Raw genomic sequence first — 13415 nt, 5'->3', positions numbered from 1 at the left:
GGTCGCGCCAAACAACGATCGAAGCGCGCGGTGCGATCGGAACGACCGCAATGGCGGGCCAGGGCCCGCCCTACGAAACCCGATCTTCCCGCGCAACGAAAAAAGCCGGCTTTCGCCGGCTTTTTTCGTTGACTGCAGCGAAGCGGATCACTCGACCAGGTTGCGACCTTGGTAGAGCTCCTCGATCTCGCGGCGCAGGCGCGCCTCCACCTTCATGCGTTCCTTGAACGAGAGGTTCTTGGCCTTCTCTTCGAACAAGTACTGGTCGAGGTCGAAGTCCTTGAGGTGCATCTTGGTGTGGAACAGGTTCTCCTGGTAGACATTCACGTCGAGCATCTCGTAGCGCGACCTGATGTTCTTGGCCAGGTAGTCCTGGATCGAGTTGATCTTGTGGTCGATGTAGTGCTTCTTGCCCTTGATGTCGCGGGTGAAGCCGCGCACGCGGTAGTCCATCACCACGATGTCGGACTCGAGGCTCTCGATCAGGTAGTTCAGCGCCTTCAGCGGCGAGATCACGCCGCAGGTCGACACGTCGATGTCGGCGCGGAAGGTGGCGATGCCGTTGTCCGGATGGGTTTCCGGATACGTGTGCACGGTGATGTGCGACTTGTCCATGTGCGCGACCACGGCGTCGGAGATGAGCTCCTTGCCGGCCTGCTTCTTGTCGATCACCGGCTCCTCGGAGATGAGGATGGTCACCGACGCGCCCTGCGGGTCGTAGTCCTGGCGTGCGATGTTGAGGATGTTCGCGCCGATGATCTCCGCCACGTCGGTGAGGATCTGGGTGAGGCGGTCGGCGTTGTACTCCTCGTCGATGTACGCGATGTAGCGCTGACGCTCTTCCTCGGAGGCGGCGTAGCAGACGTCGTAGATGTTGAAGGACAGCGACTTGGTCAGGTTGTTGAAACCTTGCAGCTTCAGGCGCGGCAGCGGCTTGACCACGGCATCGGTTCCTCTGGGGGCGTTGGACGGGGGCGCGATTATGCGGCATTGCGGCAACGGGGGCGAGACGTTGCGGCGGCGCAGCATCAGGCTGCGTATCCTGTCGGGAGGATACGGCGCCGTTTGCCGGAATCGTGACAAAAGCCTACTCTTGTCCTTTCATACGTTCAGGCTCGCATGAACCGACCCCCCGTGGCCACGCTGACTCCCCTTCGACGGAACGCAAATCCGCTCGCGCCCACGGTGGCGACCATCGAGCGTTTTCTATCGCACTGCCACCGACGCCGCTACCCGCCGCGCACGGAAGTCTTCCGTCCGGGCGACCCGGCGGGCACCCTGTACTACGTGATCTCGGGCTCCGTGAGCATCATCACCGAGGAAGAGGACGGTCGCGAGCTGGTGCTGGGCTACTTCGGCCCGGGCGAATTCGTGGGCGAAATGGGCCTGTTCGTCGAAAGCGACCGCCGCGAGGTGGTGCTGCGCACCCGCACCCAGTGCGAGCTGGCCGAGATCGGCTACGAGCGCCTGTACCAGCTGCTGGAAGGCCCGCTGGCCGGCGACGCCGCGCAGCTGATCTACGCCATCGGCGCCCAGCTGTCGCGCCGCCTGCTGGACACCAGCCGCAAGGCCGGCCGCCTGGCCTTCCTGGACGTCACCGACCGCATCATCCGCGCCCTGCACGACCTGACCCGCGAACCCGAGGCCATGAGCCACCCGCAGGGCACCCAGTTGCGCGTCTCCCGGCAGGAGCTGGCGCGGCTGGTCGGCTGCTCCCGCGAGATGGCCGGCCGCGTGCTGAAGAAGCTCCAGGTCGACGGCAAGCTGCACGCCCGCGGCAAGACCGTGGTCGTCTACGGCACCCGCTGACCGATGAGCGGCACGGGGATGTCCGCTTCCCCGGTCGAGGTCGACCTCGACCTGCGCAACGCCACCCCGGCCGATGCCGACGAGGTGGCGGTGCTGCTCGGCGCCCTCGGCTATCCCTGCGATCCCGTTGACGCCGCCGAACGCATCGCCGCCGTGCTGCACAACGATCGCCAGGCGCTGTTGCTGGCCCGCCTGCGCGGCGTCGCCTGCGGCCTGCTGTCGCTGGACTTCATGTACTACCTGCCGCTGGGCACCACCACCTGCCGCGTCACCGCGCTGGTGGTGAGCGACGACGCCCGCGGCCACGGCGTGGGCCGCGCCCTGCTGCGCGACGCCGAACGCCGCGCCCGCGCCGCCGGCGCCGCGCGTCTGGAAGTGACCAGTGCCGGCCATCGCACCGAGGCCCACGCCTTCTACCGCGCCTGCGGTTTCACCGACGGCGCGGTGCGCTTCGTCAAGTCGCTGGGCGACTGAGCGCGGCTCGCGACCGCTGGCAGCGTCCGGCAGAATGGCGGCTCCTCACGACGACGACGGACGCGCCATGCAGTGCCCCAAGTGCCATGCCCCGATGAATCCCGTGCCCGGCACCGAGGAGACCGTGCAGCGCTGCAGCGCGTGCAACGGCATGTGGTTCGAGATCATGGCGCACGAGCAGCTGCGCGAAGAGGCCGAACGCATCGACCTGGTCGCCCCGCCCCCGCCGCCCGCGAGCGACGCGACCTTCGATCCCACCGCACCGGCGGCGCAGGTCATCCTCTGCCCCGCCTGCGGCCATTACCCGCTGATCCACATGGTGGACCCGCACCAGCCGCACATCCGCTTCGAGAGCTGCAAGTTCTGCTACGGCCGCTTCTACGATGCGGGCGAATTCCGCGACTTCGCCGACGAAGGCGAGTACGAGACCGCGATCGACCGGCTGCTGAAGCGGATCGCGCCGCTGGCGGACGGGCCGAGCGAGCTGTGATGCGCAAGCCGCAGGGCACGCCGGCCCTGCCTGCCGATCATCGCGGCGACGTCCGTCCTCGCGGGTCGGGCGCCGGCGCGGGGTCGAGCGCGGGGTCGAGCGCGGGGGCGCGCATGATCGCGGTGCGCAGCGCCGCGGCGGCGGCATCGCCCCGGAAACGCAATCCGCTGCCGTCACGGACGATGCCGAGCGCGGCGTAACGGTCGTCGAGCGGCGGGAAGTCCGTGGACGCGGCATAGGTGCGATACCGCGGCGCGAACAGCGCGGTGCCGGCGATGCGATCCAGCGCCGCCACGAACGCTTCCGGTGCGACGTGCGCGGTGCCGTCGAGACAGCAGCGCGCATAGTCGTCGAGCACTGTCTGCAGTGAACTGCGGTGGTCGCGGCGCAGACGCAGGTCCATCTCCAGCCAGTACGCCGCACCGGCCCAATAAATGCGCATCGTCGCGCCGCGCCCGGCCTGCGCCAGCGGCACGCCGGTTCCGGCCGCTTCGCCGCGACTGAAACCGGCATCGAGTGCGGTCCACGCGGCTTCGACGCTGGTCAATCCGGCGCGCGCCCGCAGCACGTTCTGCTGGTAGCTCGCCAGGCCCTCGGCGAGCCAGCGTCCGCGGTCGCCGAGATAGGGATGCGCGAGGTGCGCGAATTCGTGCACCGCCGTCCAGTCCGCACGCAGCGCGTCGCGACCGGCGTCGCGGCGCACGAACAGCAGCACCGCCACGTCGTCGTCGCGACGCGTCTGGCCCCACGGCACCGGGCTGGGATCGCGGCTGTCGATCTCGACGATCCGCGCCTGCGCCGCGTCCAGCGGAAAGCGCCGCGACGGCAGCACGGTCGCGCGCGCCGCCTCTTCGGCCCAGTCCATCAGCATCGCGCGGCGCCCCGGATCGGCGACGCCCGCGACGTCGATGCGCAGCGTGGTGCCGCCTGCCTGCACGAGCCGGGTCTCGTCCACGGGCGCCGCCGCAACGGCAGGCAGACCGGCGAGCAAGGCGACGAAAGCGGGCAGCGGACGCAGCATGCGGTTTCGATGCGTGGCTGCGCGCGCGGGTTCCCCGCGGCTCAGCCGCGCTCCAGCATCGGCGGCAGCGGACAGTGCAGCAGGGCGCAGACGGCGCGCAGGAGTTCGGCTTCCGGCACCGTGACGCGGCCGTCGTGGCTGACCGCCGCGGTCAGTGCTTCGACCAGCAACTGCTTGGCCTCGGGCGCGAGCGCATCCAGCTGCGGCCAGACCGGATCAAGCGCCAGCACGCCGTTCGCCGGCGGCGCGTAGTCGGCGTGATCCTGCGGGAACACGCGCTGGAAGCCGGCGAGCCAGGCGCGCCGTGCGTCCGGGGCCGAATCGTGGCCGGCCTGGGCGATCGTCGCCAGCAGCAGGGCGACGGCGTCGCGGGCATCGACCAGCCGGCGACGGCCGAACGGCGCGTGCCGCACCGGATCCAGCGCCTCGCGCATCTGCGCCTGCAGCAGCGTGCCGAGGCAGTACTCGAACACCGACACGCGGCCGTCGGTGTTCACCGCCGCGTGCACTGTGTCCAGCACCAGGCCGATCGCGGCGCGCGGGCGCTGGCCCAGCATCGGGAACGCCAGTGCCGCCAGCGGCAGGCGCAGCATCGGGTGCAGCGCCTCCAGGTGCTCGTCACGCAGCGCCTGCGCGTGGATCGCCGCCTGCCGGCCCAGGCGCGCGGCGATCTCGGTGTGCTGGCGCGCGCGCACCGCCGGATCGGCGTCCAGCAGCAGGCCGATCACCAGCGGCACCACGCTGTCGCGATCGGCGGCCAGCGCACGCACCGCGGCAGGCAGCGCAGCGACGATGACATCGGCGCGGCGGTAGTCGTCCGCGGCCGGCTGCGCCACCTGCGCCACCACCATCGACGGACTCACCGCGAACGCCGCGTCCGGCGCGGGCAGGCCGCCCTCGCGCGGCGCCAGGCCGAGGCGGATGTCTTCGGCCATGCCGTCGGGCGGCTCGGCGGCCCAGCGCCGCTGCAGCGCGGACAGCTGCGTCGCGTCGAAGGTCGGCTCCAGCGCGCGGATGCGCTGCAGCAGCGGCGGATGCGTGGCGAACAGGCCCTGCAGGCCGACGCCATCGCCGAACAGCATGTGGCTGACTTCCTCGGCCTCGCCGCGCTGCGCCAGCGTCGCGCCGCCGGAGACGCCGGCGATCTTCTTCAGCGCGCCCGCCAGGCCCGCGGTCTGCCGCGTGAACTGCACCGCGGACGCATCCGCCAGCAGCTCGCGCGAACGGCTGACGCCGGCCTTGATCATCCGCGCGAAGAACAGGCCGAGGTAGCCGACGCCCATCGCCACGAACGCCGCGCCGAGCACCGCGCCGGTGCTCTTGCCGCGACCGGAGAAGCGGCCGTGTTCGAGGATCCTGCGCCCGGCGAGCGCCAGCATGAGGATGCCAAACAGCACGCCGACCAGGCGGAGGTTCAGGCGCATGTCGCCGTTGAGGATGTGGCTGAACTCGTGCGCGATCACGCCCTGCAGTTCGTCGCGGTTGAGCCGCTCCAGCGCGCCGCGCGTCACCGCGACCGCGGCGTCGGCCGGCGCGTAGCCGGCGGCGAAGGCGTTGATGGCGGATTCGTGTTCCAGCACGTACAGCTTCGGCATCGGCACGCCGGAGGCGATCGCGATCTCCTCGACCACGTTGCGCAGCCGCCGCAGCTGCGGATCGCGGCTCTGTTCGGGCACCGGCACGCCGCCCAGTTGCCGCGCGATCGCCTCGCCGCCGCCGGACAGGCTGGCGATGCGGTACAGCGAGCCGAGGCCGATGATCGCGAGCACCAGCAGCGAGACCAGCGCCAGCAGGCCCAGCGTCTGCCTGGGCGAGGCGGTGTCCTTCGCGGCGATGAGCAACCACGCGACGAAATCGACGGCGAGCACGATGCCGGCGACCGCCAGCGCGAACAGCAGCACCAGCCGGAACGAGGCGCGCCGCGCGGCGGCCTGGCGATCGAAGAAGTTCATGTGGAAAGGAGTTCGACGGACGGGCATCGGCCGGACGCGGGACGCCCGGCGCGATGCGGGAGCGATCGCGGGATCAGAACTGCACCTTCGGCGCTTCGCGCATCTCCGCGCGATCGCCCGGGATGGCCAGCGACGTCGCGGCGGCGAAGTCGAAGCTGCCGGCGATGACGCTGGAGGGGAACATCTCGCGCCGGTTGTTGTAGGCCATCACCGCGTCGTTGAACGCCTGGCGCGCGAACGCGACCCGGTTCTCGGTGCTGGCCAGCTCCTCGGTGAGCTGCATCATCGTCCGGTCGGCCTTGAGGTCGGGGTAGGCCTCGGCGACCGCCAGCAGGCGGCCGAGGCCCGCGTCCAACTGCCCCTGCGCCGCGGCGAGCGTGGCCATCGCCGCGGGATCGCCGGGCACGGCCTTGGCGGCGGCCAGTCCGGCCTGCGCGGCCCCGCGCGCGGCGACCACGGCGTCCAGCGTCTCGCGCTCGTGCGTCAGGTAGCCCTTGGCGGTCTCGACGAGGTTGGGGATGAGGTCGAAGCGTCGCTGCAGCTGCACGTCGATCTGGGCGAAGGCGTTGCGGTAGACGTTCCGGGCCCCGACCAGGCCGTTGTACGCACCGACCGCCCACACCAGCAGGACCGCCAGAATTGCGAGCAGGATCAACAAAATAACCACCGAACTTCCCCTTGTTCATGCAAACCGCGGAAGGGACGCTATGATCGCCGGGAGCCCGGCGGAAGACCGGGCGCGTTCGCGACAGCGGACGGCCGCACCGACGCGACCTTCAGACGATCGCCCACGCGATCGACCCACACGACCGACCCGCAGGCGAAGCATACGCAGGGGGCAACAGCGATGAAAGACGATTACCGGCGCCGTTCCGCACTGCCATCGGCCCGCCTGCACGGACCGCGTCGGCGGTTTCCGCTGCTCGCCCTCACCGCCGGGCTGAGCGCGCTGCTGCTGCCGCTGTCCGCGGGCGTGTCGGCGCAGACCTCGCTGCGCTGGGACAGCAGCCTCGGTGACGGCGCGGTACTCGGCAACGCCAGCGTCTACTCGCCGCGCGCCACGATGGTCCGCGTGTTCCCCGGCAACGGCCTGCAGGTGCTGCCGCCGGCCGCCGGCTTCAACGTCGCCGATTTCGAGCGACTGGCGCAGGGCCTGGTCGCGGGCCAGAAGGTGCCCGGCCTGGCGATGGCGATCGTGCAGGGCGGCCGCGTCCTCAGCGCCCGCGGCTACGGCGTCACCGACGTGAACAACCCCGAGACCGTCGACGAACACACCGTGTTCCGGCTGGCCTCGCTGTCGAAGTCCTTCGCCGCCACCGCGACCGGCCTGCTGGTCAACCAGGGCCGCCTGCGCTGGGACAGCCGTGTCGTCGACTACTACCCCACCCTGCAGTTCTCCGAGCCGCGCGCCGCGCTGGAGCTCACCGTCGCCGACGTGCTGAGCCATCGCGTGGGCCTCGGCCACAACGCCTTCGACCGCGATCTCGAAGGCAACGCCGAATACGCCTCGCTGGTGCGCAAGATGGCCTACACGCCGATGCAGTGCGCGCCCGGCGAGTGCTACGCCTACCAGAACATCGCCTACAGCCTGATCGGCGACGTCGTCCGCGGCGCCAGCGGCGAACCCTTCGAACAGTGGGTCGCGCAGCGCGTGTTCACGCCGCTGGGCATGCGCGACGCCAGCTACGGCCTCGACGGCATCCAGGCCAGCCCGCGGTGGGCGAAGCCGCACGTGCGCGTCGCGCGCGGCTGGTCGTCGGTGACGCCCAAGCCGAGCTACTACCGCGTCGCACCCGCGGCGGGCGTCAACGCCAGCATCACCGACATGGCGCAGTGGCTGGTCGCGCAGACCGGGCATCGTCCCGACGTGCTGCCGGCGACGCTGCTGGCGACACTGCACGCGCCGCTGATCGACACGCCCGCCGAAACGCGCGGCTCGAAGTGGCGCAGCGCGCGGCTCGACGCCGCCGGCTACGGCTTGGGCTGGCGCATCTTCGATTACGCCGGCCACCGCGTGGTCTTCCACGGCGGCGCGGTGCAGGGCTATCGCGGCGCGATCGCGATGCTGCCCGACCGCGACCTCGGCGTGGTCATCCTCTGGAACGCCAACAGCGGCGCGCCGTCGGGGCTGTTGCCCACCGTGCTCGATCGCGCGCTCGGCCTGCCGCCGCAGCAGTGGCTGGACAGCGAGCCCGAGCCGCTGGAGGAAGGGCTGTACGCGCAGGGCCTGCCGAAGCTGCCGGATCCGCCGGCGGCCGGCGGCGGTGCGGAAAGCTCGGTCTCGGACGCCAAGCCCGAGTAAGCCTGCGCCGGCAGGCATTGCGCCTCCACATCACCGAGGCGGGCACCGCGTCCGCTCCGGTCCCGGCGCGCCCGCCTTTCGCCGGGCATAAAAAAACTCCCTCTCCGCCTGGGCGGCGCGGAGAGGGAGTTCGGGTGACGCAGATCGGGGTGACGTGATTACGCCATCGGCTCGATCGCGGCCGGAGCGGCGGCCGGCGCGGCCTTCTTCGCGCGCTTCTTGGCAGCCTTCTTCGCCGGCTTCTTCGCAGCCTTCTTGGCGGCCTTCTTCGCGGCGGGCTTCTTCGCAGCCTTCTTCGCGGTCTTCTTGGCAGCCTTCTTCGCAGTCTTCTTCGCGGTCTTCTTGGCGGCCTTCTTCGCCGTCTTCTTCGCGGCCTTCTTCACGGCCTTCTTGGCAGCCTTCTTCGCCGGCTTCTTGGCGACCTTCTTGGCGGCCTTCTTCGCGGCGGTCTTGCGGACGGCCTTCTTCGCCGCCTTCTTCACGGTTTTCTTGGCCGCCTTCTTGACGGCCTTCTTCGCAGCTTTCTTCGCAGCCATGGTATGGCTCTCCTCGTCAGTGGACTTGCGTTGGGTATTACGGCCCAGACATCAAACGGATCGCGGGAGTCGGACCCGCCATCCACCGCCGGCGCACTAGGCAAGCCGGTACGGATTCGGCCCGGCGCCGCGTCCACGGCGACCGGAGAAAAGACACGACAACGTCGAACCGCCCCGCATCCGTCGCGGCGATGCCGTGGCGGACATGACTCGTCCCGGTGCCATCCTGACCTCGGGCGAAAAGGCGCGGGTGGCGAGACCCGGCGGCGACGTGGCGTTTTGCGAAGGAGACGAAGCCTGTTTCCACCGGAACCGAAGTCCGGAAGGAAATCCTGATTGTGCTTCGCGTTTTCGTCTTGGAGGGACTCACTCACTTCTGCGCAGGCAACACTTGGGGCGAAACCTAATCACGGTTTTTTCCACTGTCAACACCCCGACGCGAAAAAAATCGCGCGACTTGCCGCGCACACGCAGCGCGCGCGGTGTCCGGAGGTCCGCACGCGCTGTGCGTCGCCGGAGGCATGCGCGCGGCATGCCTCCGGCGACGCGAAACGAAACATCTTTTTTTCAGACGTTTTGTTCCACGCGGCATCGCGCAGGCCGTCGCGGACGCATGCGCCGAAGCGCGCGGCGACACGCCCGCCGGCGCGGATGAAGACAGACGAAAGCGCGTCGTTCGACGATCGTCGAAACGGACCGGATTTCGCGTCGCACAAGCCGGAATGCGCGGAACTGCGCGAACAATGCGCGGACGAAAACGCGGCGAACGCCCCGCTCCGCAGCGCGATGCGCGCGTCGTCGGCGCGGTGATCGGCACGGCGAACGCCATGTCGATGGCGGCTCCGATGGCACCTCGACGGCATGCCGACGGTGCGTCGACCGGCTTCGTGCACGACGCATCGGCATCGGTTCGCGCGCCGGCGACGCGCATCGGGCGGGCAAGAAAAAAGCCGTCCGCGGGTACGGACGGCTTCGCGATGTCGCCTGCGCGGCGGTGTGCCGCGCCGGGATCAGGCTCAGTGCTCGTCGTCTTCGAGCAGCTCGGCGTAGTCGTCGGGGGCCAGCAGCTCGTTGAGCTGGTCGGTGTCATCGATCTCCAGGACGAACAGCCAGCCTTCGCCGTAGGCATCTTCGTTGATGGTCTCCGGCTTGTCGGCCAGCGGCGCGTTGACCGCGACGACGGTGCCGCTGACCGGGGCGTAGACGTCGGAGGCGGCCTTCACCGACTCGACGACGGCGCAGGCGTTGCCGGCTTCGACGCGGTCGCCGATGTTCGGCAGCTCGACGTAGACCAGGTCGCCGAGCAGGCCCTGCGCGTGGTCGGAGATGCCCACGGTGACCTTGCCGTCTCCTTCGACGCGGGCCCATTCGTGGGATTTCATGAACTTCAGATCGCCGGGGATGTCGCTCATCGGGGGCTCCGCAGGGGTGGCGGTGGAAAGTGGAAGAATGCGTCTAGTTTAGAAGCGCGGCGGCGGCGGTCAAATGCCTTCCTGCGCCTTGCCGTCGCGCACGAACGGAAACTTGACGACGCGCACGGGGACGTCGCGGCCGCGGATGTCGACGCGGACGTCGCCGAGCTCGCCGGCGGGCACCCGGGCGAAGGCGATCGCCTTGCCGAGCGTGGGCGAGAAGGTGCCGGAGAGGATCTCGCCGTCGCCGGCGGCGGTGCGCACGGTCTGGCCGTGGCGCAGCACGCCCTTCTCGTCCATCACCATGCCGATCATGCGGCGCGGCACGCCGGCGGCCTGCTGCGCTTCCAGCACGGCGCGGCCGACGAAGTCGCGGCCGGCGTCCAGCGCGACGGTCCACGCCAGCGCGGCCTCGAACGGCGTGGTGTCCTCGTCCATGTCCTGGCCGTAGAGGTTCATGCCGGCCTCCAGGCGTAGCGTGTCGCGCGCGCCGAGGCCGGCCGGCTTCACGCCCGCGGCGAGCAGCGCGTCCCACAGCGCGACCGCGCGCTCCTGCGGCACGACGATCTCGAAGCCGTCCTCGCCGGTGTAGCCGGTGCGGGCGAGGAACAGCGGCGTGCCGTCGCGCAGCGTCGCCTCGGTCGCGGCGAAGCGGGTGATCTTCGCCGCCGCCAGCGCGGTGTCGGGCGAGAGCAGGCCCAGCGTCTTCTCGCGGGCGTTGGGGCCCTGCACGGCGATCATCGCCAGTTCGGCGCGCTCGGTCATCTCCACGCCGAACGGCGCGGCCTGCGCGGCGATCCACGCGAGGTCCTTGTCGCGGGTGGCGGCGTTCACCACCAGGCGGAAGAAATCCTCGGCCAGGAAGTAGACGATCAGGTCGTCGACCACGCCGCCGCGTTCGTTGAGCATGCAGGTGTAGAGCGCCTTGCCCGGCTTCTGCAGCTTGTCGACGTTGTTGGTGACGAGGTGGCGCAGGAACTCGCGGGTACGGGCGCCGCGCAGGTCGACCACGGTCATGTGCGAGACATCGAACATGCCGGCGTCGCGACGCACCTGGTGGTGTTCGTCGAGCTGCGAGCCGTAGCTGAGCGGCATGTCCCAGCCGCCGAAATCGACCATCTTCGCGCCGAGGGCGCGGTGGGCGTCATTGAGGATCGTCTTGAGCGTCATCGCGGGGCCTGGCTGCCGAAAGACCGGCATTATCCCAGACCCCGCCCGCGGATGGTCCACTTTCGGGGCGGGCAAGCGTGCGGTCAGACGCCCGCGGCGGGATTCGCGCAGCTCACCTGCGCAGCCTCGACGTCGACCAGCTTGCCGGCGTCGGTATCGAAGCGGCGGATCCATTTCAGGTCGGCGCTGGTCTCGCCGGCGCCGTAGCGGACGACGGCGATCAGGCCCGGCGCGTCCTTGCCGTCGAGCTTGCACGCGCCGAGCTGCAGGTCGTAGCCGGGCGGCAGCTGCGGCACGTCGACGGCGTCCAGCACCTGCCAGCGCGGCTTGCCGTCGGCGCCCGGATCGGCCTTGCGCGAGGCGGTGACGAAGCGCGCCATCGCGCCGGACGTGCCCTTGGCGGCGTCGCCGACCATCGCGATGCCGAAGTCGCAGAGGCGGTCGTAGCCGGCGCCGCTGGGCACGCAGCTGCCGGCGATCTCGGCCAGGCCGTCGGGATACGGCGGCACGGTCAGGCCGACCAGCGCCGACGCGCCGCTGGCCGGTGCGTCGGGCTGCGCGGCCGGTGCGTTCGCGGCGGGCGCGTTCGCGGCGGCGTCGGGCGTCGCCGCAGGCGTCGGCGTGGCCGCGGACTCCGCGGCGGGCGTGGCATCGTGGCCGCAGGCGGCGAGCGCGAGCAGCGCGACGCACAGGCCGGCGACGGGCAGGCGCGGCAGCACGCGGGCGGATCGGATCGACATGGTCATGGGGATCTCCTCGATCGACGTTCGACGCGGCCGCTCAGTCGGCCGCTTCCACTTTCAGGATCATGCCGTGCACGTCGACGATGCGCACGTTGGCACCGGCGGGCAGGTCGGGGCCGCTGACCTGCCAGAACGCGTCGGCGATCTGCACCCGCCCCGCGCCCTGCGCGATCGCGCTTTCCAGCGGCACCACGCGGCCGACCAGCTGTTCGGCACGACGGTTGAGCGTGGAGCGGTCGGCGGACGATTCGCGGCCGCGGAACCACTTGCGCGAGATCTGCACCGAGATCGCCGCGAGCACCACGAACAGGATCGCCTGCACGAGGAACGGCAGCCCGGGCACCAGCCAGACGATGAGCGCGAGCGCGCCGGCGGCGAAGCCCAGCCACAGCATGAAGGCGCCCGGCGCGAGCATCTCCAGCGCGACCAGGCCCAGCGCCGCGATCGCCCACAGGAACACCTCAGGACGCATCCCGAAGTCCATGGTTCAGCCTCCGCTGCGCGGGATCGACGGCGGCTTCGCGCCGCCCTGCTGCTGGTGGTTCAGCGCTTCCTTCGCCAGCTCGGTGATGCCGGCCAGCGAGCCGAGGATGCCGCTGGATTCCATCGGCAGCATCACGAACTTCTGGTTCGGCGCCTCGGCCAGCGCCTTGAACGCCTCGATGTACTTCTGCGCCACGAAGTAGTTGATGGCGTTGACGTTGCCGCCGGCGATGGCGTCGGACACCATCTGCGTCGCCTTCGCCTCGGCCTCGGCCAGGCGCTCGCGGGCCTCGGCCTCGCGGAACGCGGCTTCGCGCTTGCCTTCAGCCTGCAGCACCGCGGCCTGCTTCTCGCCCTCGGCGCGCAGGATCGCCGACTGGCGCACGCCTTCGGCTTCGAGCACCGCGGCGCGCTTGTTCTGCTCGGCCATCTTCTGCTGCTGCATCGAGGCGATGAGGTCGCGCGGCGGCTGGATGTCCTTCAGCTCGATGCGGTTGACCTTCAGTCCCCACGGATGGGTGGCGTGGTCGACCGCGGTCAGCACCTTGGCGTTGATCTCGTCGCGCTTGGACAGCGACTCGTCGAGATCCATCGAACCGATTGCGGTCCGGATGTTGGTCATCACCAGGTTGAGGATCGCCACTTCGAGCTGGGCGACCTCGTACGCGGCCTTGGCGGCGTCGAGCACCTGGAAGTAGACCACGCCGTCGACCTTGACCACGGCGTTGTCCTTGGTGATGACGTCCTGGCTGGGCACGTCCATCACCTGTTCCATCATGTTGATCTTGCGGCCGACGCCCTGGTAGATCGGGACCAGCAGGTGCAGGCCCGGCGACATGGTGTGGGTGTACTTGCCGAAGGCCTCGACCGTCCACTCGTAGCCCTGGGGCACCATGCGGATGGCCTTGAAGAAGAAGATCGCGACGATCGCGACGACGACGAAACCGATGAACGAACCCATCTGGAACCCTCCCTGCCGAGTGGCGGCCAGTATAGGGCCGGACGGGGACGGCCATGGGACGG

General features: G+C 70.1%; 15 protein-coding genes. 4 read left to right on the top strand and 11 right to left on the bottom strand.

What is annotated here, in order from left to right; all coding sequences use genetic code 11:
* Positions 1-147: 147 nt before the first annotated feature.
* A complete protein-coding gene (speD, locus tag ACT53Q_RS06955; protein ID WP_476185940.1) occupies positions 148-942 on the bottom strand; it encodes an adenosylmethionine decarboxylase in 795 nt (264 codons plus the stop codon).
* Positions 943-1119: 177 nt separating this feature from the next.
* On the opposite strand from speD, the gene crp reads away from it, so the two are divergent.
* The 3 genes from crp to ACT53Q_RS06940 all read left to right on the top strand — a co-directional run bounded on the left by crp (position 1120) and on the right by ACT53Q_RS06940 (position 2773).
* Positions 1120-1809: a cAMP-activated global transcriptional regulator CRP gene (gene crp / locus ACT53Q_RS06950; protein ID WP_476172551.1), complete on the top strand. Its 690-nt coding sequence runs from the start codon at positions 1120-1122 to the stop codon at positions 1807-1809.
* Between the two features lie 18 nt (positions 1810-1827).
* Complete coding sequence (locus tag ACT53Q_RS06945) at positions 1828-2283, top strand: N-acetyltransferase family protein (protein ID WP_476185939.1); 456 nt, start codon at positions 1828-1830, stop codon at positions 2281-2283.
* Between the two features lie 67 nt (positions 2284-2350).
* The gene (locus ACT53Q_RS06940) at positions 2351-2773 is read left to right on the top strand and encodes a zf-TFIIB domain-containing protein (protein ID WP_476185938.1); all 423 of its coding nucleotides are present in this window, start codon (positions 2351-2353) and stop codon (positions 2771-2773) included.
* Positions 2774-2810: 37 nt separating this feature from the next.
* Here the strand turns inward: ACT53Q_RS06940 and ACT53Q_RS06935 are convergent, their stop codons facing one another.
* The 3 genes from ACT53Q_RS06935 to ACT53Q_RS06925 all read right to left on the bottom strand — a co-directional run bounded on the left by ACT53Q_RS06935 (position 2811) and on the right by ACT53Q_RS06925 (position 6404).
* Positions 2811-3794, bottom strand: a complete 984-nt coding sequence (locus ACT53Q_RS06935) for a hypothetical protein (RefSeq protein ID WP_476185937.1) — start codon at positions 3792-3794, stop codon at positions 2811-2813.
* 41 nt (positions 3795-3835) lie between these two features.
* Positions 3836-5746 carry a M48 family metallopeptidase gene (locus ACT53Q_RS06930; RefSeq protein WP_476185936.1) on the bottom strand — a complete coding sequence of 637 codons (1911 nt, stop codon included), beginning with the start codon at positions 5744-5746 and terminating at the stop codon, positions 3836-3838.
* 73 nt (positions 5747-5819) lie between these two features.
* Positions 5820-6404: a LemA family protein gene (locus tag ACT53Q_RS06925; RefSeq protein ID WP_476186337.1), complete on the bottom strand. Its 585-nt coding sequence runs from the start codon at positions 6402-6404 to the stop codon at positions 5820-5822.
* Between the two features lie 189 nt (positions 6405-6593).
* On the opposite strand from ACT53Q_RS06925, the gene ACT53Q_RS06920 reads away from it, so the two are divergent.
* On the top strand, positions 6594-8048 hold the full coding sequence (locus tag ACT53Q_RS06920) for a serine hydrolase domain-containing protein (RefSeq protein ID WP_476185935.1): 1455 nt from the start codon (positions 6594-6596) through the stop codon (positions 8046-8048).
* Between the two features lie 158 nt (positions 8049-8206).
* On the opposite strand, the gene ACT53Q_RS06915 is transcribed toward ACT53Q_RS06920, so the two are convergent.
* The 7 genes from ACT53Q_RS06915 to ACT53Q_RS06885 all read right to left on the bottom strand — a co-directional run bounded on the left by ACT53Q_RS06915 (position 8207) and on the right by ACT53Q_RS06885 (position 13353).
* The gene (locus ACT53Q_RS06915; protein WP_476185934.1) at positions 8207-8584 is read right to left on the bottom strand and encodes a hypothetical protein; all 378 of its coding nucleotides are present in this window, start codon (positions 8582-8584) and stop codon (positions 8207-8209) included.
* 425 nt (positions 8585-9009) lie between these two features.
* Positions 9010-9477: a hypothetical protein gene (locus ACT53Q_RS06910; protein ID WP_476185933.1), complete on the bottom strand. Its 468-nt coding sequence runs from the start codon at positions 9475-9477 to the stop codon at positions 9010-9012.
* Positions 9478-9600: 123 nt separating this feature from the next.
* Positions 9601-9996: a glycine cleavage system protein GcvH gene (gene gcvH, locus ACT53Q_RS06905; protein ID WP_476185932.1), complete on the bottom strand. Its 396-nt coding sequence runs from the start codon at positions 9994-9996 to the stop codon at positions 9601-9603.
* Positions 9997-10065: 69 nt separating this feature from the next.
* Entirely contained in the window at positions 10066-11166 is a 1101-nt protein-coding gene (gene gcvT, locus ACT53Q_RS06900; RefSeq protein ID WP_476185931.1) for a glycine cleavage system aminomethyltransferase GcvT, read from the bottom strand.
* A gap of 83 nt (positions 11167-11249) precedes the next feature.
* The gene (locus ACT53Q_RS06895) at positions 11250-11912 is read right to left on the bottom strand and encodes a hypothetical protein (protein ID WP_476185930.1); all 663 of its coding nucleotides are present in this window, start codon (positions 11910-11912) and stop codon (positions 11250-11252) included.
* A gap of 34 nt (positions 11913-11946) precedes the next feature.
* Entirely contained in the window at positions 11947-12381 is a 435-nt protein-coding gene (locus ACT53Q_RS06890) for an NfeD family protein (protein ID WP_476185929.1), read from the bottom strand.
* 15 nt (positions 12382-12396) lie between these two features.
* Positions 12397-13353, bottom strand: coding sequence for an SPFH domain-containing protein (locus ACT53Q_RS06885; RefSeq protein ID WP_476185928.1), 957 nt, complete (start codon positions 13351-13353; stop codon positions 12397-12399).
* Positions 13354-13415 lie beyond the last annotated feature (62 nt).

The organism is Lysobacter sp. DMC97 (assembly GCF_056313745.1).
The sequence above is the reverse complement of the archived record's forward strand: the minus strand, read 5'-3'. Positions and strand labels throughout refer to the sequence as shown.

Coding starts and splice junctions, on each gene's coding strand:
- crp (WP_476172551.1), top strand. CDS start 1,120: ATGAACCGACCCCCCGTGGCCACGCTGACTCCCCTTCGACGGAACGCA.
- ACT53Q_RS06945 (WP_476185939.1), top strand. CDS start 1,828: ATGTCCGCTTCCCCGGTCGAGGTCGACCTCGACCTGCGCAACGCCACC.
- ACT53Q_RS06940 (WP_476185938.1), top strand. CDS start 2,351: ATGCAGTGCCCCAAGTGCCATGCCCCGATGAATCCCGTGCCCGGCACC.
- ACT53Q_RS06935 (WP_476185937.1), bottom strand. CDS start 3,794: ATGCTGCGTCCGCTGCCCGCTTTCGTCGCCTTGCTCGCCGGTCTGCCT.
- ACT53Q_RS06930 (WP_476185936.1), bottom strand. CDS start 5,746: ATGAACTTCTTCGATCGCCAGGCCGCCGCGCGGCGCGCCTCGTTCCGG.
- ACT53Q_RS06920 (WP_476185935.1), top strand. CDS start 6,594: ATGAAAGACGATTACCGGCGCCGTTCCGCACTGCCATCGGCCCGCCTG.
- ACT53Q_RS06915 (WP_476185934.1), bottom strand. CDS start 8,584: ATGGCTGCGAAGAAAGCTGCGAAGAAGGCCGTCAAGAAGGCGGCCAAG.
- gcvH (WP_476185932.1), bottom strand. CDS start 9,996: ATGAGCGACATCCCCGGCGATCTGAAGTTCATGAAATCCCACGAATGG.
- gcvT (WP_476185931.1), bottom strand. CDS start 11,166: ATGACGCTCAAGACGATCCTCAATGACGCCCACCGCGCCCTCGGCGCG.
- ACT53Q_RS06895 (WP_476185930.1), bottom strand. CDS start 11,912: ATGACCATGTCGATCCGATCCGCCCGCGTGCTGCCGCGCCTGCCCGTC.
- ACT53Q_RS06890 (WP_476185929.1), bottom strand. CDS start 12,381: ATGCGTCCTGAGGTGTTCCTGTGGGCGATCGCGGCGCTGGGCCTGGTC.
- ACT53Q_RS06885 (WP_476185928.1), bottom strand. CDS start 13,353: ATGGGTTCGTTCATCGGTTTCGTCGTCGTCGCGATCGTCGCGATCTTC.